The organism is Streptomyces sp. R44, from assembly GCF_041053105.1.
Lineage (GTDB): Bacteria > Actinomycetota > Actinomycetes > Streptomycetales > Streptomycetaceae > Streptomyces.
The window spans coordinates 4006214-4027015 of sequence record NZ_CP163444.1 but is presented as its reverse complement, the minus strand read 5'-3'; the positions used below and the strand labels follow the sequence as shown (position 1 = coordinate 4027015).

At 70.7% G+C, this 20802-nt stretch carries 19 protein-coding genes and 1 pseudogene; 11 read left to right on the top strand and 9 right to left on the bottom strand.

The annotated features are described in order from the left end of the window. Positions 1-49: 49 nt before the first annotated feature. The gene (locus AB5J54_RS18540) at positions 50-2287 is read right to left on the bottom strand and encodes a transglycosylase domain-containing protein (protein WP_369145022.1); all 2238 of its coding nucleotides are present in this window, start codon (positions 2285-2287) and stop codon (positions 50-52) included. 481 nt (positions 2288-2768) lie between these two features. Here AB5J54_RS18540 and AB5J54_RS18535 point away from each other — a divergent pair. The 3 genes and pseudogenes from AB5J54_RS18535 (at position 2769) to AB5J54_RS18525 (ending at position 5225) form a co-directional block, all read left to right on the top strand. Continuing rightward, positions 2769-3956: pseudogene (locus AB5J54_RS18535) on the top strand (IS110 family transposase). A gap of 58 nt (positions 3957-4014) precedes the next feature. Beyond that, positions 4015-4425 (top strand): hypothetical protein, encoded by a 411-nt coding sequence (locus AB5J54_RS18530; RefSeq protein WP_369145021.1) that lies wholly within the window; start codon positions 4015-4017, stop codon positions 4423-4425. Between the two features lie 455 nt (positions 4426-4880). Then, positions 4881-5225: a WhiB family transcriptional regulator gene (locus AB5J54_RS18525; protein WP_181924596.1), complete on the top strand. Its 345-nt coding sequence runs from the start codon at positions 4881-4883 to the stop codon at positions 5223-5225. A 99-nt stretch (positions 5226-5324) separates the two neighbouring features. Here the strand turns inward: AB5J54_RS18525 and AB5J54_RS18520 are convergent, their stop codons facing one another. Continuing rightward, positions 5325-6605, bottom strand: coding sequence for an ArsA family ATPase (locus AB5J54_RS18520; RefSeq protein WP_369149386.1), 1281 nt, complete (start codon positions 6603-6605; stop codon positions 5325-5327). A gap of 185 nt (positions 6606-6790) precedes the next feature. Continuing rightward, positions 6791-7753 (bottom strand): ArsA family ATPase, encoded by a 963-nt coding sequence (locus AB5J54_RS18515; protein WP_369145020.1) that lies wholly within the window; start codon positions 7751-7753, stop codon positions 6791-6793. Positions 7754-7875: 122 nt separating this feature from the next. Here AB5J54_RS18515 and AB5J54_RS18510 point away from each other — a divergent pair, with 122 nt between their 5' ends. The 5 genes from AB5J54_RS18510 to AB5J54_RS18490 all read left to right on the top strand — a co-directional run bounded on the left by AB5J54_RS18510 (position 7876) and on the right by AB5J54_RS18490 (position 11286). Beyond that, complete coding sequence (locus AB5J54_RS18510; protein ID WP_015034547.1) at positions 7876-8034, top strand: DUF4177 domain-containing protein; 159 nt, start codon at positions 7876-7878, stop codon at positions 8032-8034. Next, positions 8031-8501 carry a RidA family protein gene (locus AB5J54_RS18505; RefSeq protein ID WP_369145019.1) on the top strand — a complete coding sequence of 157 codons (471 nt, stop codon included), beginning with the start codon at positions 8031-8033 and terminating at the stop codon, positions 8499-8501. Before AB5J54_RS18510 ends, AB5J54_RS18505 begins: the two co-directional genes overlap by 4 nt. 86 nt (positions 8502-8587) lie before the next feature. Beyond that, positions 8588-9484, top strand: a complete 897-nt coding sequence (locus AB5J54_RS18500) for an NUDIX hydrolase (RefSeq protein WP_369145018.1) — start codon at positions 8588-8590, stop codon at positions 9482-9484. After that, a complete protein-coding gene (locus AB5J54_RS18495) occupies positions 9481-10311 on the top strand; it encodes an MBL fold metallo-hydrolase (RefSeq protein WP_369145017.1) in 831 nt (276 codons plus the stop codon). Before AB5J54_RS18500 ends, AB5J54_RS18495 begins: the two co-directional genes overlap by 4 nt. 90 nt (positions 10312-10401) lie before the next feature. Next, complete coding sequence (locus AB5J54_RS18490; RefSeq protein ID WP_369145016.1) at positions 10402-11286, top strand: prohibitin family protein; 885 nt, start codon at positions 10402-10404, stop codon at positions 11284-11286. An 83-nt stretch (positions 11287-11369) separates the two neighbouring features. Here AB5J54_RS18490 and AB5J54_RS18485 read toward each other — a convergent pair whose 3' ends face one another. After that, complete coding sequence (locus AB5J54_RS18485) at positions 11370-12044, bottom strand: Crp/Fnr family transcriptional regulator (protein ID WP_015034542.1); 675 nt, start codon at positions 12042-12044, stop codon at positions 11370-11372. 185 nt (positions 12045-12229) lie between these two features. Between AB5J54_RS18485 and nth the strand changes: the two genes are divergently transcribed. From nth to AB5J54_RS18470, 3 genes are all read left to right on the top strand, one after another. Next, positions 12230-13294, top strand: a complete 1065-nt coding sequence (gene nth / locus AB5J54_RS18480; protein WP_369145015.1) for an endonuclease III — start codon at positions 12230-12232, stop codon at positions 13292-13294. Between the two features lie 82 nt (positions 13295-13376). After that, positions 13377-14081: a CoA pyrophosphatase gene (locus tag AB5J54_RS18475; protein ID WP_369145014.1), complete on the top strand. Its 705-nt coding sequence runs from the start codon at positions 13377-13379 to the stop codon at positions 14079-14081. Between the two features lie 79 nt (positions 14082-14160). After that, positions 14161-15360 (top strand): MarP family serine protease, encoded by a 1200-nt coding sequence (locus tag AB5J54_RS18470; RefSeq protein WP_369145013.1) that lies wholly within the window; start codon positions 14161-14163, stop codon positions 15358-15360. Positions 15361-15412: 52 nt separating this feature from the next. On the opposite strand, the gene AB5J54_RS18465 is transcribed toward AB5J54_RS18470, so the two are convergent. From AB5J54_RS18465 to acs, 5 genes are all read right to left on the bottom strand, one after another. After that, a complete protein-coding gene (locus AB5J54_RS18465; protein ID WP_369145012.1) occupies positions 15413-15604 on the bottom strand; it encodes a hypothetical protein in 192 nt (63 codons plus the stop codon). A 121-nt stretch (positions 15605-15725) separates the two neighbouring features. Further along, positions 15726-16661 (bottom strand): alpha/beta fold hydrolase, encoded by a 936-nt coding sequence (locus tag AB5J54_RS18460; protein ID WP_369145011.1) that lies wholly within the window; start codon positions 16659-16661, stop codon positions 15726-15728. Beyond that, positions 16658-17143, bottom strand: coding sequence for a phage holin family protein (locus AB5J54_RS18455; protein WP_369145010.1), 486 nt, complete (start codon positions 17141-17143; stop codon positions 16658-16660). The genes AB5J54_RS18460 and AB5J54_RS18455 overlap by 4 nt, the downstream gene beginning before the upstream one ends. 75 nt (positions 17144-17218) lie before the next feature. Further along, on the bottom strand, positions 17219-18610 hold the full coding sequence (gene nhaA / locus AB5J54_RS18450; protein ID WP_369145009.1) for a Na+/H+ antiporter NhaA: 1392 nt from the start codon (positions 18608-18610) through the stop codon (positions 17219-17221). Positions 18611-18845: 235 nt separating this feature from the next. Then, complete coding sequence (gene acs, locus AB5J54_RS18445; protein WP_369145008.1) at positions 18846-20801, bottom strand: acetate--CoA ligase; 1956 nt, start codon at positions 20799-20801, stop codon at positions 18846-18848. Between the last annotated feature and the right edge of the window lies 1 nt (position 20802).

Sequence of the window (20802 nt, the reverse complement as noted above, 5' to 3'; positions counted from 1 at the left end):
GAAGGGCGCCCCACCGGTCAGGTGGGGCGCCCTCTCTCGTATCGGTACGTCAGTGGCCGGGCTTGCGGTTGCCGCGCCCGTCTCCGCCGCCGAGCAGGTCGGTCGGGAAGGTGATCCCGGGGATCGGGTTCGTCGGGTCGGAGGGCTTGCCGTCGCCGGGCTTGCGGGGCTTGTTCGGGCCCTCGTCGCCCTCCTTCTCCGGGTCCTTGGGCTTCTCGGCCCGCGGCACGGAGACGGGGACGAAGCTCGGGGTCTGGCCGGCGTCCAGGGCGCCCGTCATCGCGATCTTCCAGATCGGGCCGGGGAGGCAGCCACCGCAGACCTTGTCGTAGTACTCGCCGCCGATGGTGATGTCGAACATCGACTTCTTCTCGCCGACGTCGTCACCGACCCAGACGGCGGTGGACAGGTTCGGGGTGTAGCCGACGAACCAGGCGTCCTTGCGGTCGTTGGTCGTACCGGTCTTGCCCGCGTTGTCACGGTCGCTGAGACCGGCCCGCGTACCGGTGCCGTCCTCGACCACGCCCTTCAGCATCTGGTTGATGGTGTCGGCGGTCCGGTCGGTCATGGCGCGCGTGCACTTCGTCTGCGGCACGTTCAGCTTGTCGCCGTTGGCGGCCTTGATCGACTCGATGGCGATCGGGGTGCAGTAGATGCCGCGGTTGGCGAAGGTCGAGTAGACGGACGCCATGTCGAGCGGGGTGCTCTCGATACTGCCGAGGGTGACGGAGGGGCTCTGCTTGATGGGCTTGCCCAGCTCGCGCTCGTAGCCGACGTTCTTGGCCATCGTCAGCGTCTCGCAGAGGCCGGCCATCTGCTCCAGCTTGGCGAAGTAGGTGTTGATGGACTTGCCGAGGGCGCTGGTCATGTCGAAGACGCCCTTCTCCGACTTCATCTCATTGTTCACCTCCCAGTTCGCGTAGCCCGCGGGCTTGCCGTCGCAGCGGGTGTAGTCGCTCTCGGAGATGTTGATCTGCGCCGGGTCGTTGAAGCTCGTCGCCGGGCTGATGCCCTTCTCGAGCGCCGCGGCGGCCGTGATCGGCTTGAAGGTCGAGCCGACCTGGAAGCCGTACGTCGTGCCGCCCATCTTGCTGCCGACGGCGAGGTTCAGCGTCGTCTGGTGCTGCTTCTGGTCCAGGCCGTACGGGCGGGACTGGCCCATCGACAGGATGCGGCCGGTCTTCGGCTGGACCTGCACCACGGAGGCGGCGACCGGGTCGTCCTTGTTCACCTTCGCGATGGCGGCCTCGTTGGCGGCGGCCTGTGCGCGCGGGTCGAGCGTGGTCTTGATGGTCAGGCCACCCAGGTTCCACAGCTTCGTCCGCTCCTCGGCCGTCTTGCCGAAGGTCGGGTCGTTGAGGATCGTCTTGCGGACGTAGTCGCAGAAGAAGCCGGCGCCGCTGACGGCGGTGATGCAGCCGTTCTTCGGCGTCTTCACCTTCAGCTTGATCGGCTTGGCCTTGGCGGCGTCCGCCTCGGCCTGGCTGATGTCCTTCACGTCGGCCATCCGCTGGAGGACCGTGTTGCGGCGCTTGGTCGCTTCCTGGATGTCGTTGATCGGGTCGTAGCGGCTCGGCGACTGGACGAGACCGGCCATCATCGCCGCCTCGCCCAGGTCCAGGTCGGCGGCGCGCTTGGAGAAGTACCGCTGGGAGGCGGCCTCGATGCCGTACGCCTGCTGCCCGAAGAACGTGATGTTGAGGTAGTTCTCCAGGATCTTCTTCTTGCCCAGCTCCTCCTCGACCTGGATCGCGAACTTCAGCTCGCGGACCTTGCGGCCGATGGTCTGCTGGGTGGCCTGCGCGACCTTCTCGGGGTCGTCACCGGCCTCCTCGACGAAGACGTTCTTCACGTACTGCTGGGTCAGCGTGGACGCGCCCTGCGCGACCCCGCCCGACTGCGCGTTGCGGTTGATGGCGCGCAGCACGCCCTTGAGGTCGATCGCCCCGTGCTCGTAGAAGCGCCCGTCCTCGATCGCGACGATCGCCTTCTGCATGTACGGCGAGATCTTGTCGATCGGCACGACCTTCCGGTCCCGCGAGTACACCGTGGCGATGAGACCGCCCTCGGCGTCCAGGATCGTGGTGCGCTGACTCAGCGGCGGGGTCTTCAGGTTGGAGGGGATCTCGTCGAACCCCTCCACCGTGCCCTTCGCGGCCAGCCCGAGTGCACCGGCCGCGGGCAGGGCGATGCCCGCCAGCACGGCTCCCGCGAGCACACTGACACCGAGGAACTTGGCGGCCTGCTGGGTCCCGGTCAGACCACCGCCCGAGCGCTTCTTTGGCATGGGGGCAGCCTAATCCGTAGTTATGAGCGATCCGCAGGAGCGGGTGCTTCTCGGAGCGTTCGAGTACCAGACCGTGACATCCAGGTGCAGCCGGGCCCCACGGAGGCCTCAACGTAGATCGATGCACGGGCCTGGGGCTCAGGGTGGTGGCGGCCAGGCGGGCGCTGAAGCGAATGGCCTTCGAGAGACTGGGTCCTTGAGACCTCGGCCAAGATCGGCGCCCTTCAGCGTCTACCCGGCCGCCACCGCCCGCTTCGAAGCGCCGTTGATGTTCGTGGTGCGAGCCCGCCGCAGGGTGACCTCTCGTTATGCCCGAGCCAGGAGCTCCCGGCTAGACCGAGGCGCGTGGGGCGCGCTGGTGCCACGAACGGCTAGTGAGGTGGCGGCCCTGCCGCGGTGCGGTAGAGGCCTGGGATTAGGTCGCTGCGTGGCCCGCATGCGCTCGTGACCAGCGCAAACGTCGAACTCTGGGGAGGGAATCTTGATCTACTGCGGAATCGACTGGGCGGAAGAACCCACGACGTCGCTCTGGTCGATGACACCGGCCAGCTGCTCGCCAAGCGGCACGTCACCGACGACGCGGCCGGCTACAAGATCCTGCTGGAACTGCTCGCCGAGTACGGCGACACCGCCGAGAACCCGATCCCGGTCGCGATCGTGACCTCCCGCGGCCTGCTGGTCGCGGTGCTGCGGACCGGCGAGCGCAAGGTCTTCGCCATCAACCCGATGGCCGCCGCCCGCTACCGCGACCGGCACTCCGTCTCGCGCAAGAAGTCCGACCCCGGCGACGCTCTGGTCCTGGCGAATATCCTCCGCACCGCCATGCACGCCCACCGGCCCCTGCCCGACGACAGCGACTTCGGCCGCGCGATCACCGTCCAACCAGCTCCGGTCCCTGCTGCGCGAGTACTACCCCGCGGCCCTGGCGGCCTTCGCTACCTGGACCAACGGCCTGTGCCGGCCCGAGGCCCGCGAACTGCTCAAGACCGCCCCCACCCCGACGCGGGCCGCGCGTCTGACCCGCACCCAGATCCAGGCCGCGCTCAAGCGTGCCGGCCGCCAGCGCGGCATCGAGGCCGAGGCCGAACGCCTCCGCGAGGTCTTCCGAGGCGAGTGGGCCCACCAGCCGCCGCTGGTCGAGGACGCGCTCGGCAAGCAGATGCTCGCCCTCCTCATCCAACTGGACGCCGCCTGCACCGCCGCCGACCAGCTCGCCGAAGCGGTGGAAGACGCCTTCCCACAGCACCCGGACGCCGAGATCCTGCTGAGCTTCCCCGGCCTCGGCATCCAGCTCGCCGCCCGCGTCCTGGCCGAGATCGGCGACGACCGCACCCGCTTCGCCGACGCCCGTGGCCTGAAGGCCTACGCCGGCTCCTCACCCATCACACGCGCCTCCGGTAAGAAGTCCGCCATCACCAGACGCTGGGTGAAGAACGACCGGCTCAACCACGCTGGCTACCTCTGGGCCTTCGCCGCGCTCCGGGCGTCCACCGGGGCCAACGCCCACTACCGACGCCGACGCGAACAGGGCGACTGGCACGCGGCCGCCCAGCGCAACCTCTTCAACCGCATGATCGGCCAGCTCTACCACTGCCTCCAGCACGGACAGCGTTTCGACGAGTCAGTCGCCTTCCCGACAGGGGTCGAGGAGGCAGCGCAGGCTGCATAGTCCTGGCCATTGGAAAGGGGCAAGGGAGCTATGGCTCGCGTGGCTAGGCTCCCGAGCCATGAGCAGCGACCAGTCCTCCATCTCAGGCCGCTTCGTCGGCGATTTCCGGGAACTCGGGCACGGCCGACGTGACGGGCCCTCGCTCCATGCTGCTGTACGTGACGAAGGAGACCCGGATGAGCAGTCCCTCGCGCGTTACCTGCGTGAAGGAGGGGTCCTTGCTGTCACCGGGACCAGGCTTTACGACGTCCTCAGCCCGGAGCACGAGCTGATCGGCGGACTGTCCTTGCTCACCGACGGCCAGTGGTTCTGGTACTCGGACCTCGCCCACTACGTCGAGCGCTACCACGTCACCCTGGACGAGCGGTTCGTCCAGCATGCCCGAAGCCGGAACTGGAGCCCGCCGCAGCTGACCGACGATGAACTCGTCGAAATCGGAGAGGCCCTGTTCGACGACGAAGGCGTCTGACCTCACCACTCACGTGGCCTGACTTGACGGCATAGCAACGTGAGGCGTCTACGTTCTCATTCGCCGGACACACGTATATGCCTTGGCCTAAGCTGCTCCCAACTGTCACAGCAGTGTGGTCTCGCATCAAGACCCGTGCGTGACATCGGTATGAATTCCCGTGACCCCGAAACACGGGAAGCTCGTGTCCGATTCCGGCTCATGCGTCACACGGTGCCCGAAGTGGCCCCGCCGAAGAAGGGCATATCTGCGAGATATGTCCGCTATGACACGCATGTCCTTCGATCACTCCCCTGGGTGATCTGACGCGCACGCATAGTCCGTTCGGACCATTCAAGATTGGGCCCGAAGGGGGTGTTGCGCTGTGCCCGCCTTCCGTAACGTCCCAACTGGCAGCGGTGAATATGCCGCTGCCGCCGTGGGGGAGCCTCGATTCGGGAGAGGACGGCGCCGGTATGGGCTGGGTAGCTGACTGGAGTGCGCAGGCGGCCTGCCGCACTACCGATCCGGATGAACTTTTCGTGCAGGGAGCGGCGCAGAACAGGGCAAAGGCGGTGTGCACCGGATGCCCGGTGCGGACCGAGTGCCTCGCCGACGCCCTCGACAACCGCGTGGAGTTCGGCGTGTGGGGCGGCATGACGGAGCGCGAGCGCCGTGCACTGCTGCGCCGGAGGCCGACCGTCACCTCGTGGCGCCGGCTCCTGGAGACCGCGCGCACGGAGTACGAGCGGGGAGCGGGCCTGCTGCCCGTGGCGATCGACGACGACGCGACGTACGAGGCGTACGCAGCGGTCGGCTAGCCCGACCCGTACGACGACCCGTACGACACGGGTGACGCGACACGGGTACGAGTACGGATACGGGTACTCGTACGCGGGTGCGCGCGTACGCGAGACGGCTCAGGCCGAGGGCGTCCGCCCCGCCGTGAGCCGGTCACCGATGGCCCGCAGCCCGGCGAGGTCGTGCACATCGCCGGGCAGGGCGGCCACTTCGGTCACCGCCACCTCGGGGTGGAGCGCGGTGAAGCGGTCGCGCGTGCGCTGCTCACGCGCGAGCACCCGCATGCGCTCGGCATGCAGGCGCAGAAGTCCCGCGGTGAGAAGACGTACGTCTGTTTCCTGTGCCGGATCGGCTGTGGGGGCAGCCTCGGGTACGGGATGTGCGGCGGCGGTGGCGAGATCGTTCGGCTCGTGCTCGGGTTCGGGCTCGGTGGCCGGGGAGCCACCCAGTCCAGCCTTCCCGCCCCCCTGATCCACAATGCGCCCCTCGTCAAGATTTTCCGCGGCTGCCCGCGCCCGCTCTGCCGACAGCCGGGCGGCGCCGCTGCCGTGGACACGGTTGAGGACGAGACCCGCGAGCGGCATCTCCTCGGCGGCCAGCCGCTCCACGAAGTACGCGGCCTCGCGCAGTGCGTCCCGCTCCGGCGTCGCGACCACGAGGAAGGCCGTGCCCGGGGCCTGGAGCAGCTTGTACGTGGCGTCCGCGCGGGTCCGGAAACCGCCGAACATCGTGTCCATCGCCGCCACGAACGTCTGCACGTCCTTGAGGAACTGACCCCCGAGCAGCTTGCCCAGGGTCCCCGTCATCATCGACATGCCGACGTTGAGGAACTTCATCCCGGCCCGGCCGCCCACCTTCGCCGGGGCCATCAGGAGCTTGATGAACTTTCCGTCGAGGAAGGAGCCGAGCCGCTTCGGCGCGTCCAGGAAGTCCAGCGCGGACCGGGACGGCGGGGTGTCGACGACGATCAGGTCCCACTCGTCGCGGGCCCGGAGCTGCCCCAGCTTCTCCATCGCCATGTACTCCTGCGTACCGGCGAATCCGGCCGACAGGGACTGGTAGAAGGGGTTCTCCAGGATCGCCCGCGCCCGCTCGGGCTCCGCGTGCGCCTCGACGATCTCGTCGAAGGTCCGCTTCATGTCCAGCATCATGGCGTGCAGTTCGCCGCCGTCGGACCCCTTGATCCCGTCGACCTTGCGAGGCGTGTTGTCGAGGGAGTCGATGCCCATGGACTGGGCGAGCCGGCGCGCCGGGTCGATCGTGAGCACGACGACCCGCCGGCCGCGCTCCGCCGCCCGCACGCCGAGGGCCGCCGCCGTGGTCGTCTTGCCGACCCCGCCCGCGCCGCAGCAGACGATGATCCGGGTGCCCCGGTCGTCGATCAGCGGGTCGAGCTCCAGCTCGGGGACGCGGTCGAGCCCGGAGTCGGAGTCGCCCCCGGCATCGGCAACGGCTGCCGCCCCGGCCCCGGCCCCGGCATCGGCTCCGGCTCCGGCGCCCGCCCCGGCATCGGCTCCGGCACCGGCCGCGCCGGCGTCGGTCGCGTCGGTCAGCCCGCCCTCCGGCTCGGCACCTGCTTTCTCCGTCACGCGCCCACCCCTTGCCTCCGCAGTTCCTTCGCCAGCCGGTAGAGCCCGGCGATGTCCGCCCCGTCCCCGAGGAAGGGCAGTTCGTACGCGGGGACGCCGACGCCGTCCAGGACCGCGCGCTGCGTCCGCTCCAGCTCCACCCGCCGCGCGTGCTCGGCCGCCTGGTCGAGGAGCGGCTCGACCAGGCGCGTGCCGCCCGTGACGCCCGCCGAGGCCAGGGTCCGCGCGATCGCGTCCCGGTGGTCGCCGGAGGCGGCCCGTACCGCCGCCTCGTCGAGGACGTGCGGCCGGACCATGTTCACCACGACCCTGCCCACCGGCAGTTCGGCGGCCCTCAGCTCCGCGATGCCGTCCGCGGTCTCCTGGACCGGCATCTCCTCCAGGAGGGTCACCAGATGCACCGCCGTCTCGGGGGACTTGAGGACCCGCATGACGGCCTGCGCCTGGTTGTGTATCGGGCCGATCCTGGCCAGGCCCGCCACCTCGTCGTTCACGTTGAGGAAGCGGGTGATGCGGCCGGTGGGCGGCGCGTCCATGACCACGTGGTCGTAGACGGGACGGCCGTCCTTCTCCCGCCGCCTGACGGCCTCGCACGCCTTGCCGGTCAGCAGCACGTCCCGGACGCCCGGCGCTATCGTCGTCGCGAAGTCGATCGCGCCGAGCTTCTTCAGGGCCCGCCCCGCAGTGCCCAGCTTGTAGAACATCTGGAGGTAGTCGAGGAGCGCGCGCTCGGCGTCGATCGCCAGCGCGTACACCTCGCCGCCGCCCGGCGCGACGGCGATCTTGCGCTCCTCGTACGGAAGGGCTTCCGTCTCGAAGAGCTGTGCGATGCCCTGTCTGCCTTCGACCTCGACGAGGAGGGTCCGCTTCCCCTCCGTCGCGAGGGCGAGGGCGAGGGCGGCGGCGACCGTCGTCTTACCGGTACCGCCCTTGCCGCTGACGACCTGGAGCCTGCTCACGCAGTCGAGCCTAACCACTGGCGGCCGCGCGCAATCAGGAGGCTGCCCCGGAGAAGCCCCCTAGGGGGCCTGTGGGGGCCGCCTCGGAGAGGAGCCCCGCGGCAGCGGATACAGTCGGGCCCATGACCAAGTGGGAGTACGTCACGGTGCCGCTTCTGGTGCACGCGACCAAGCAGATTCTGGACACCTGGGGCGAGGACGGCTGGGAGCTCGTCCAGGTCGTGCCCGGGCCGAACAACCCCGAGCAGCTCGTGGCCTACCTGAAGCGGGCCAAGTCGTGAGCGGGGCCGTCGAGGCGCGGATCGCCGAACTCGGCCTGACCCTGCCCGAGGTCGTGCCGCCGATCGCGTCCTACCAGCCGGCCGTGCAGTCCGGCGTGTACGTGTACACCTCGGGCCAGCTCCCGATGGTGGCCGGCAAGCTTCCGGTGACCGGCAAGGTCGGCGCCGAGGTCACGCCCGAGGAGGCCAAGCAGCTCGCCGCCACCTGCGCGCTCAACGCCCTCGCGGCCGTGAAGTCGGTCGCCGGTGACCTCGACCGCATCAAGCGCGTCGTGAAGGTCGTCGGCTTCGTCGCCTCCGCCGCCGACTTCACCGGCCAGCCCGCCGTCATCAACGGCGCCAGCGAGCTGCTCGGCGAGATCCTCGGCGAGAAGGGCGTGCACGCCCGCAGCGCCGTCGGCGTCGCCGTGCTGCCGCTCGACGCGCCGGTCGAGGTCGAGGTCCAGGTCGAGCTCGTCGAGGCCTGACACCGAAGGCACCCGTAGAGCCGGTTTTCCACAGCCCGGGGAAACCGGCTCTCGTGCATTCCGATGCTTGCGCATAGCATCCGGCCATGTCGAATGGTCAGCCGAAGCAGGCGAAGCAGTCGAACGGCCAGTGGTACCCGCCGGAGTGGCCCGAGCGCATCCGCGCCCTCGCCGCCGGTGAGCTCACCCCGGTGACGCCCCGGCGCGCCGCCACCGTCCTGCTGCTGCGGGACGGGGCCGCCGGGCCCGACGTCCACATGCTGCGCCGCCGCACCACGATGGCCTTCGCGGGCGGTGCGTACGCCTACCCCGGCGGCGGAGTCGACCCGCGCGACGAGCAGCCGGTGCGCTGGGCGGGCCCCTCCCTGGAGACGTGGGCGACCCGGCTCGGCCTCGACGACCCGGCACAGGCCCAGGCCGTGGTCTGCGCCGCCGTGCGCGAGACCTTCGAGGAGGCGGGCGTGCTGCTCGCCGGGGAGACCGAGGAAGGCGTCGTCGGCGACACGACCGGCGAGGACTGGGAGCGGGACCGGGAGGCGCTCGTCGCCCGGGAGCTGTCCTTCGCCGACTTCCTGGACCGGCGCGGGCTCGTCCTGCGCTCGGACCTGCTCGGTGCGTGGGCCCGCTGGATCACCCCCGAGTTCGAGCAGCGGCGGTACGACACCTGGTTCTTCGTGGCGGCCCTCCCGGCCGGCCAGCGCACCCGGGACGTCTCCGGGGAGGCGGACCGCACGGTGTGGATCCGCCCCGCGGACGCCGCCGCCGGCTACGACCGGGGCGAACTGACGATGATGCCGCCGACGATCTCGACCCTGCGCACCCTGGAGCCGTACGGGACGGCCGCCGAGGCGCTGGCGGCGGCGGGGGAGCAGGACATGGCCCCGGTGCTCGCGCAGGCGCGCCTGGAGGGCGACGAGCTGGTCCTGAGCTGGCCGGGGCACGAGGAGTTCACCAAGATCATCTCTGTCGGGGGTGAGCGATGAGCGACGCCGCCGCCCTGCCCGGCCAGCCGCGCGGGCTCGTGGTCTCCGGGCCCGCGACCGACCGCGCCGTGAACGTCCTGGCGCCGAACCCGTCCGCGATGACCCTCGACGGCACCAACACCTGGCTGCTCTCCGAGCCGGGCTCCGGCCTCGCCGTCGTCGTCGACCCGGGGCCGCTCGACGAGGCCCATCTGCGGCATGTGATCGACACCGCCGAGAAGCTCGGCAAGCGGGTCGCGCTGACCCTGCTGACCCACGGCCACCCGGACCACGCGGAGGGCGCGGGCCGCTTCGCGGAGCTGACCGGGACGGCCGTGCGGGCCCTCGATCCGGCGCTGCGCCTCGGCGACGAGGGGCTGGGCGCGGGGGACGTGGTGACGGTCGGGGGCCTGGAGCTGAGGGTCGTCCCGACGCCCGGGCACACCTCGGACTCGCTCTCCTTCCACCTGCCGGCGGACCGGGCGGTGCTGACGGGCGACACGATCCTGGGCCGCGGGACGACGATGGTCGCGCATCCGGACGGGCGGCTCGGGGACTACCTGGACTCGCTGCGGCGGCTGCGCTCGCTGACCGTCGACGACGGGGTGCACACGGTCCTGCCGGGGCACGGGCCGGTCCTGGAGGACGCGCAGGGGGCCGTGGAGTTCTACCTGGCGCACCGGGCGAACCGGCTCGCCCAGGTCGAGACGGCGGTCGAGGCCGGGTACCGGACGGCGGCCGAGGTCGTCGCCCATGTGTACGCGGACGTGGACCGCTCGCTGTGGCCGGCGGCCGAGCTCTCCGTGCGGGCGCAGCTGGAGTACCTGAGGGAGCGCGGCCTGGTCTGAGCGTCCGCCGAAGGGACCCGGAACCGACGGGGCCTCCCCCCGTGTCTTACGCTCCGCTTACATCTGGCCGTAGCTCTCGGGGGGAAGCCCGTGTTCGTCATCGCCATCCTGCTGGTCATAGCCGCAGTGGTGCTCTTTCTCGTCGGCCGCTCCAACGGCTCCACGGGCCTGAAGTTCGGTGCCGTCGGCGCGCTCCTGGCCGGCCTCTTCTCGCTGATAGCGAGCATGACGTACGTGATCAGCGCGTACGAGGTCGGTGTGCCGGTCGCCTTCGGCAAGGTCGGCTCGCCGATGACCTCGGGCATGCACATGAAGTCGCCGTTCACCGACGTCACGACCTTCTCCACCCGCCCGGTCGACCTGAACCTCTCCGACAAGGACGTGGTCGAGGTCCGCTCCTCGCAGGGCGGCGTCATGTACGCCGAGGTCACGGTGAAGTGGTCCGTCGACCAGGCCAAGGCCGTCGAGCTGTACAAGCTCGCGGGCAGCGAGGACGCCATCCAGCAGCGGCTGGTCTACCCGGACAGCCGGGAGATCGTCCGCAACGTCTTCGCCCGCCACACCAGCGAGCAGGGGTACGCCTCCGACCGCGAGGGGATCAGCGCCGAGATCAACGCCCTGATCAAGGAGCGCCTGGCCCCGCGCGGCATCGACGTGACCACGGTCAACCTGCGCAACGTGAAGCCCTCGGACGCCCTCCAGGGCCAGATCGACCGCAAGATCCAGCAGCAGCAGGCCACGGAGCGGGCCACCGAGGCCTCCCGTACCGCCAAGGCCGAGGCCGACCGGCGCCGCATCGAGGCGGAGGGCATCGCCCGCGCCAACAAGATCCTCAACGACTCGCTGACGGACAAGGTCCTGATGAACCAGTGCATCGACGCCTACAAGGAGGCCGCGGCGAAGAACCCGGTCTACGCGGTGCCCTGCGGGAGCGGCGGTTCCGCCCCGGTGATCGTGGACGGCTCGAAGCGCTGACCGTCCCGTAGGACGCGGAAGGCCGCCCCGGTCGTCGGACCGGGGCGGCCTTTCCGTGCGTACGGAGACGCGTGCGGTGGTGCTCAGCGCGAGCGCTTCGCGAGGCGCTCCACGTCCAGCAGGATCACGGCGCGGGCCTCCAGGCGCAGCCAGCCGCGCTGGGCGAAGTCGGCGAGCGCCTTGTTGACCGTCTCGCGGGAGGCGCCGACCAGCTGGGCCAGCTCTTCCTGGGTGAGGTCGTGGACGACGTGGATGCCCTCCTCCGACTGCACGCCGAAGCGGCGCGACAGGTCGAGGAGCGCGCGGGCGACACGGCCCGGGACGTCGGAGAAGACCAGGTCGGACATCTGGTCGTTGGTCTTGCGCAGCCGGCGGGCGACGGCGCGGAGCAGCGCGGTGGCCACCTCGGGGCGGGCGTTCAGCCAGGGCTGGAGGTCGCCGTGGCCCAGGCCGAGCAGCTTGACCTCGGTCAGCGCGGTCGCGGTGGCGGTGCGCGGGCCCGGGTCGAAGAGGGACAGCTCGCCGATGAGCTCACCGGGGCCGAGGACGGCCAGCATGTTCTCGCGGCCGTCGGGGGAGGTGCGGTGCAGCTTCACCTTGCCCTCGGTCACCACGTACAGGCGGTCGCCGGGGTCGCCCTCGTGGAAGAGCGCGTCGCCACGGGCGAGCGTCGCCTCACTCATCGAGGCGCGCAGCTCGGCAGCCTGCTCGTCATCGAGCGCCGCGAAGAGCGGGGCGCGCCGCAGAACGTCGTCCACGAGTTCTCTCCTACTGTCGACCTGCTCAAAGGACCTGGGTCCCATGATGCCGGACGCACAAAACAGTGCGATCAATCACAACAAGTTTGACGTACCGAGCCGCCCGTCCGTACGTCAGGGGCCCGATTGGGCTCCGATCGGCCACGCCCGGGGCGGATGTCGGCGGCGGCGCCTAGGCTGGCCGGGTGTCCAACTCGCCGGTGAGAGCGCAGGCCAAGGGGGCTGAAAGAGTGTCGGGCGAAGGTAATTCCGCTGTGGGCGAACACGGCGTGTCGAAACGGGCAAAGGGTGCAAAAGGGAAGGCTGTGAAGCCTGCCGGGGCCACCGGGAGCACGAAGTCCGCGAAGCTCGCAAAGCCCGCCGAGCCAACTGCTGCCGTGAAGCCCGCGAAGCCCGCCGAGCCGACTGCCGCCGTGAAGCCCGCGAAGCTCGTAAAGCCCGCCGAGCCGACTGTTGCCGTGAAGTCCGCCAAGCCCGCCAAGCCCGAGTCGCGGCTCGCGATGGTGCGCCGGGCGCGCCGGATCAATCGCGAGCTGGCCGAGGTCTACCCGTACGCCCATCCGGAGCTCGACTTCCGCAACCCCTTCGAGCTGCTCGTCGCCACGGTCCTCTCGGCCCAGACCACCGACCTGCGGGTCAACCAGACCACCCCCGCCCTCTTCGCGAAGTACCCGACGCCCGAGGACCTCGCCGCGGCCGTGCCCGAGGAGGTCGAGGAGCTGATCCGGCCGACCGGCTTCTTCCGCGCCAAGACCAAGTCGATCATGGGTCTCGCCACCGCCCTCAGGGACGACTTCGGCGGCGAGGTCCCCGGCCGCCTCGAGGACCTCGTCAAGCTCCCCGGCGTCGGCCGCAAGACCGCCTTCGTCGTCCTCGGCAACGCCTTCGGGGTCCCCGGCATCACCGTCGACACCCACTTCATGCGCCTCGCCCGCCGCTGGCGGTGGACCGAGTCCGACGACCCGGTGAAGATCGAGGCCGAGGTCGCCACGATCTTCCCCAAGAGCGAGTGGACGATGCTCTCGCACCGGGTGATCTTCCACGGCCGCCGGATCTGCCACGCCCGCAAGCCCGCCTGCGGCGCCTGCCCGATCACCCACCTCTGCCCCTCGTACGGAGAGGGCGAGACCGACCCCGAGAAGGCGCGGAAGCTGCTCAAGTATGAGATGGGCGGCCTCCCCGGCCAGCGACTCAACCCGCCCGCCGGCTACCCGGGCCGCCCGGCGCCCCCGCTGGGCGGCGACGCTTGAGCCCGGCCGCGGGAGCCCGGGCCGGCGGGACCACCGGGAACGAACCCGTCCATCGATCGCGTTGTGAACCACGGGGGTGCCAATGACGCGCACTGACGAAGAGATCCACGGACCCGGCACGGCCGGCCTGCTCAGCCGGGACGGACTGCCCGACTGGCTCGGGCCCGTCGACCGGGTCGCCCGCACGGTCCGGCCCGAGCAGCTGAGCCGCTTCCTGCCGCCCGAGAGCGGCGCCGGCCGCCAGTCCGCCGTCCTCGTCCTCTTCGGCGAGGGCGAGCGCGGACCCGAGCTGCTGCTCATGGAGCGCTCCGGCAGCCTCCGCTCGCACGCCGGACAGCTCTCCTTCCCCGGCGGCGCCCTCGACCCCGAGGACGGCGACCCCGAGGACGGCGGACTGCTGCGCGCCGCCCTGCGCGAGGCCCAGGAGGAGACCGGCCTCGACCCGCGGGGCGTGCAGCTCTTCGGCGTCCTGCCCCGGCTCTACATCCCGGTCAGCGGCTTCGTCGTCACCCCCGTCCTCGGCTGGTGGCGCGAGCCCAGCCCGGTCGGCGTCGTCGACCCCGGCGAGACCGCCCGCGTCTTCACCGTCCCCGTGGCGGATCTCACGGACCCCGCCAACCGCGCGACCGCCGTCCACCCGAGCGGCCACCAAGGTCCCGGGTTCCTCGTCGCGTCTGCCCTGGTCTGGGGTTTTACGGCCGGGGTCATCGACCGGCTGCTCCACTATGCCGACTGGGAGCGCCCCTGGGACCGGTCCAAGCAGGTCCCGCTCGACTGGCGCTCATGACAGGCTGACCTCCGGGCGGGCCGGCCTTCGGGCCGACCGGCCCCGGGCGACCGGAAACGAATCTGCGAGGCTATTGACGGTGAACGTGCTGGACATCTTGTTGCTGCTCGCCGCCGTGTGGTTCGCGATCATCGGTTACCGCCAGGGATTCGTGGTCGGCATCCTCTCGGTGATCGGCTTCCTCGGCGGCGGTCTCGTCGCCGTTCTGCTGCTCCCGATCCTCTGGGACCAGCTGACCGACAACAGCGAGGTGTCGACCACCGCCACCGTCGTCTTCGTGATGGTGGTCATCGTCTGCGCCTCCGTCGGACAGGCCTTCACCACCCACCTGGGCAACAAGCTGCGCCGCCACATCACCTGGTCGCCGGCCCGCGCGCTGGACGCCACCGGCGGCGCCCTCGTCAACGTCGTCGCGATGCTGCTCGTCGCCTGGCTGATCGGCTCAGCGCTCGCCCGTACCTCGCTGCCCACCCTGGGCAAGGAGGTACGGAACTCCAAGGTGCTGCTCGGCGTCGAGCAGGTGATGCCGGATCAGGCCTCCGGCTGGTTCGACGACTTCAGCTCCACCCTGGCCCGCAGCGGCTTCCCACAGGTCTTCAGCCCCTTCGCGAACGAGCCGATCACCCCGGTCACCCCGCCCGACCCGGCGCTCGCCGACAGCCCGGTCGCCGCCCGCGCGCAGCGCTCCATCGTGAAGGTCGTCGGCACCGCGCAGAGCTGCGGCAAGGTCCTCGAAGGCACCGGCTTCGTCTTCGCCGACCGCCGCATCATGACCAACGCCCATGTCGTCGGAGGCGTCGACGAGCCGACCGTCCAGATAGGCGGCGAGGGCAAGCTCTACGACGCCAAGGTCGTCCTCTACGACTGGCAGCGCGACATCGCCGTCCTGGACGTCCCGGACCTCAGGGCCACGCCGCTGGCCTTCACCGACGAGGACGCCCGCAGCGGCGACAACGCGATCGTCGCCGGATTCCCGGAGAACGGCTCGTACGACGTGCGCTCCGCCCGCGTGCGGGGCCGCATCAGCGCCAAGGGCCCCGACATCTACCACCGCGACGAGGTGCGCAGGGACGTGTACTCGCTGTACGCGACGGTCCGCCAGGGCAACTCCGGCGGCCCGCTCCTCACCGAGGACGGCGAGGTGTACGGCGTGATCTTCGCCCGCTCCCTCGACGACGCGAACACCGGATACGCCCTGACGGTCGACGAGATCCGTGAGGACATCGAGCACGGCCGGACGGCCGACCAGCAGGTCGACACCCAGGCCTGCGCCCTCTGATTCCGGGCCCAGGGCCTGTCCGGCGGCTCAGGCCGGACAGGCCCTGGGCGGCCTAGGCGGTGTCTCTGGGGTGCCGGAGCCGGGCCGATACCCAGCGGGCCCGGCGGCGCAGGATGCGCGAGATCCCCACCCCTTGCGCCGCGGGGCCCTGGTCCGGCGGGCCACCCCTCTCGCGGGAGCCCGGCCCGGTGGCCGTGCGGCGGTCGCGTGCTGTCGTGTCACCGTAGTCGTGCGTCCAGCCCATACCTCGACGTCTGCCCGGGGGCCAAGGTCGGTAACCGCCTCCGGGCCCGCCAATTGGAGTATGCGCGGGGCACATGGCCGTTCGAAGGACGCCTGTACGCCGGGACGGAGTTGACGGCGGCTCAGCGGTCGGGCTCGGGGTCCTTCAGCCAGTTGACGAGCTCCGAGGTGAAGGCCACCGGGTCCTCCTCGTGCGGGAAGTGCCCGAGGCCGTCGAAGAGCCGCCAGCGGTACGGCGCCTCCACGTACTCGCCGGACCCCGCGGCGCTGCGGGTCCGCATCACCGGGTCCAGGGAGCCGTGCAGATGGAGCGTCGGCACCCGCACCGGCCGCTTCATGCGCCGGTTGAACTGGATGCCGTCCGGGCGGGCCAGGGATCGCACCATCCAGCGGTACGGCTCGATCGAGCAGTGCGCCGTCGACGGCACGCACATCGCCCGCCGGTAGACCTCGACGGCCTCCTCGTCGACCGGCTTCGGACCCGACCAGTCCCGGATCAGCTCGCCCACGAGCGCCCCGTCGTCCGCGACGAGCTGACGCTCCGGCAGCCACGGCCGCTGGAAGCCCCAGATGTGCGAGCCGGCCCGCGACTGGGCGAAGTCGGAGAGCATCGCCGAGCGCCAGCGGCGCGGGTGCGGCATCGAGGAGACCACGAGCCGGCGCACCAGCTTCGGCCGCATCACGGCGGCCGTCCAGGCGAGGTAGCCGCCCAGGTCGTGCCCGACGAGCGCCGCGTCCGGCTCGCCGAGCGAGCGGACGACGCCGGTGATGTCGAGGGCCAGGTTGGCGGGGTCGTAACCCCGTGGTGTGCGGTCGCTGCCGCCCACCCCGCGCAGGTCCATCGCGACCGCCCGGAACCCGGCCTCGGCCAGGGCGGGCAGCTGGTGGCGCCAGGTCCACCAGAACTGCGGGAAGCCGTGCAGGAGCAGCACCAGCGGGCCGTCGCCCATCTCGGCGATGTGGAAGCGCGCGCCGTTGGCGGCCACGTCACGGTGGGTCCACGGCCCGTCGAGCCGTACGGGCCCGCCGTTGCCGTTGCTGCTCTCGGGGAGGGTCATACGGACGAGCGTCCCACAGCGGAGGCCTTCTCAAGGGCCGGACGCTGCGCCGGACGGGGGTGCGGCTTCGCGTTCTGCATGATGGCCGCCGTCTGCTTGGCGGAGGCGATGGACTTCTCCGGCGGCTTGACCTTCTTGAACTTGGCGACGGCGATCAGCCCGAGGAGGCCCGCGAGCAGCACGTTGAAGGCGAAGGACAGCAGGAAGCACCAGACGAGGTTCCAGCCCCCGTTGCCGTTGTGCCCGCCGGTCCAGGTGTTGATGGCGTACGCGAGCGCGAAGCTCAGCATCGGCAGCGAGAACAGCAGCACCACGAGGGCGCCGATCCCCATGATGCTGCCGAGCGCACCGCGCTTCACGTCCTGCCGCAGTTCGGCCTTGGCCAGGGCGATCTCGTCGTGCACCAGCGCGGACATCTCGGCGGTCGCCGAGGCGACCAGCTGGCCGAGGCTGCGCTCGGTTCCGTCGAACGGGTCGCTCATCGCTGCTCCCTCTTCTCTTCTGCGGTCCGAGGTCCTCTTCTACGGTGCGAGTCCTCTTCCACGGTCCGAATCAGATCATGCCGGACGGTCGGCCCCGTCGCGCGATGCCCCCGCCAGTTGGGCGCGCTGCCGGTGTTCCGCGGCCTTCCTCTCGTAGATCTCGGCCATCCGCAGGTGGTACTCCGGGTTGTCCTGCTCGTAGATGTCGGGGATGCCGTCCTCGTCGTCGTCGCGCTCCTCGTCGGAGACGAGGACCTGGTACTTGCGGACCCGCAGCTTCAGCAGGACGGAGGCGAGGACGGCCGCGACGAGCGAGCCGATCAGGACGGCGGCCTTCACCTCGTCGGTGAGCACGGCGTCCCCGGCGAAGGCGAGTTCGCCGATGAGGAGCGACACGGTGAAGCCGATCCCGGCGAGGGTGGCGACGGCGAACACGTCCGGCCAGGCCAGGTCCGGGTTGAGCTCCGCCCGGGTGAAGCGGGCGGCGAGCCAGGTGCCGCCGAAGATGCCGACCGCCTTGCCGACGACGAGGCCGAGGACCACGCCGAGGGTGACGGGCTGGGTGAAGACGTCGTGGATCGCGCCGCCGGAGACGCTCACACCGGCGGAGAACAGCGCGAAGAGCGGCACGGCGAGTCCGGCCGAGAGCGGCCGGACCAGGTGCTCGATGTGCTCGCCGGGGGAGTGCTCCTCACCCTCGCGGGTGGTGCAGCGCAGCATCAGGCCCATGGCGACGCCGGCGATGGTGGCGTGGACGCCGCTGTTGTACATCAGGCCCCAGATGACCAGGGCCAGCGGCACGTACACGTACCAGCCGCGGACATTCTTGCGGAGCAGTACCCAGAAGACGACGAGGCCGGCGAGGGCGCCGCCGAGCGCGGCGAAGTTCAGGTCGCTGGTGAAGAAGATCGCGATGATCAGGATCGCGAACAGGTCGTCGACGACGGCGAGGGTGAGCAGGAAGGCCCGCAGGGCGGACGGCAGCGAGGTGCCGATGACGGCGAGGACGGCGAGCGCGAAGGCGATGTCGGTCGCGGTGGGCACGGCCCAGCCGGCCGTGGAGCCGTCACCGATGGCGTTGACCAGGGTGTAGACGAGGGCGGGGGCCGCCATGCCGCAGAGCGCGGCGACGACGGGGAGCATGGCGGCCTTGGGGTCGCGCAGCTCGCCCGCGACGAGCTCGCGCTTGAGCTCGATGCCGGCGACGAAGAAGAAGACGGCGAGGAGTCCGTCGGCGGCCCAGTGCTGGATCGACAGGTCGAGGCCGAGGGCGGCGGGGCCTATGTGGAAGTCGCTGACGGTCTCGTAGCTCGCGCTCAGCGGGGAGTTCGCCCAGACGAGGGCGGCGACGGCGGCGAGGAGCAGCAGGACGCCACCGACGGTCTCGGTCCGCAGGGCGTCGGCGATGTACCGCCGCTCGGGCAGCGAGAGTCGGCCGAGGAACTTGCGGTCGGTGGGCACGGACACGGGGCAGACCTCCGTCGGGCAGGCAGGGCGAAGCACATGCCGACCAGACTTCCCGGCGCACCTAGGTCTTTCTGTCGCGTTCCTGACGCGATCCTTACTTTACCTAACGAGCCCGAGTTGTGTCCGGCGAGATTCACTTTAGGGAGATTTATACGGTTCGTCCCGTCGGGGTCGGGCAAGGGAAAACGCCCGCCCCCGAGGTCTTCGGGGCGGGCGTTCGGGCCGTACGGGCCGGTCAGTCCTCGCTGGACGTGGCCGGCAGCTGGGTCTGGATGAGCGACATGACCGAGGAGTCGGTCAGGGTGGTGACGTCACCCAGCTCACGGTTCTCCGCGACGTCCCGCAGCAGACGGCGCATGATCTTGCCCGAGCGGGTCTTCGGCAGCTCCGCGACCGGCAGGATCCGCTTCGGCTTGGCGATCGGGCCGAGGGTGGCGCCGACGTGGTTGCGCAGGTCGGCGACGAGGCCTTCGTCCTCGCTCGCCGTGCCGCGCAGGATGACGAAGGCGACGATCGCCTGACCGGTCGTCTCGTCGGCGGCGCCGACGACGGCCGCCTCGGCGACGGACGGGTGCGAGACGAGGGCCGACTCGACCTCGGTCGTCGAGATGTTGTGGCCCGAGACGAGCATGACGTCGTCGACCCGGCCGAGCAGCCAGATGTCGCCGTCCTCGTCCTTCTTGGCCCCGTCACCGGCGAAGTACTTGCCCTCGAAGCGGGACCAGTACGTGTCGATGTAGCGCTGGTCGTCGCCCCAGATGGTGCGGAGCATCGACGGCCACGGCTCGGTGAGGACCAGGTAGCCGCCCCCGCCGTTCGGCACCTCGTTCGCCTCGTCGTCCACGACGGTGGCGGAGATGCCCGGCAGCGGGCGCTGGGCGGAGCCCGGCTTGGTCTCGGTGACGCCCGGCAGCGGCGAGATCATCATCGCGCCGGTCTCGGTCTGCCACCAGGTGTCCACGATCGGGGTCCTGTTCGCGCCGATGTGCTCGCGGTACCAGACCCAGGCCTCGGGGTTGATCGGCTCGCCGACCGAGCCGAGCACCCGGAGGCTGGACAGGTCGAACTTCGCGGGGATGTCGTCTCCCCACTTCATGAACGTGCGGATCGCGGTGGGCGCCGTGTAGAGGATCGTGACGCCGTACTTCTGCACGATCTCCCAGAACCGGCCCTGATGCGGGGTGTCCGGGGTGCCCTCGTACATGACCTGCGTCGCGCCGTTGGCCAGCGGGCCGTAGACGATGTACGAGTGCCCGGTGACCCAGCCGATGTCGGCGGTGCACCAGTAGACGTCGCTCTCCGGCTTGAGGTCGAAGACGGCGTGGTGGGTGTACGCGGCCTGGGTGAGGTAGCCGCCGGAGGTGTGCAGGATGCCCTTCGGCTTCCCCGTGGTGCCGGAGGTGTAGAGGATGAAGAGCGGGTGCTCCGCCGGGAACGCCTCGGGGGTGTGCTCGGTGGACTGGCGGGCGACGATGTCGTCCCACCAGACGTCCCGGCCCTCGGTGAAGGCGGTGTCCTGGCCCGTACGGCGGACCACGAGGACGTGCTCGACCTGCGGGCACTTGGCGACGGCCTCGTCGATGGCCGGCTTGAGGGCGCTCGGCTTGCCGCGGCGGTAGCCGCCGTCGGCGGTGACGACCAGCTTGGCGTCGGCGTCCTGGATGCGGGAGGCGACGGCGTCGGCGGAGAAGCCGCCGAAGACCACCGAGTGGGCGGCGCCGACACGGGCGCAGGCCAGCATCGTGATGGCCGCCTCGGGGATCATCGGCAGGTAGACCGCGACCCGGTCGCCCTTGCGGACGCCCAGCTCGGTGAGGGCGTTGGCGGCCTTGGAGACCTCGTCCTTGAGCTCGGCGTAGGTGATCGCGCGGCTGTCGCCGGGCTCGCCCTCGAAGTGGATGGCGACCCGGTCGCCGAGACCGGCCTCGACGTGCCGGTCGACGCAGTTGTACGCCACGTTCAGCTCGCCGTCGGCGAACCACTTGGCGAACGGCGGGTTCGACCAGTCGAGGGTCTCGGTCGGCTCGGTGGCCCAGCTGAGGCGCTTGGCCTGCTCGGCCCAGAAGCCCAGCCTGTCCGCCTTGGCCTGCTCGTACGCCTCCGCCGTCACATTGGCGTCCGCGGCCAGCTCGGTGGGCGGCGCGAACCGCCGCTCTTCCTTGAGCAGGTTGGCCAAGGATTCGTTGCTCACG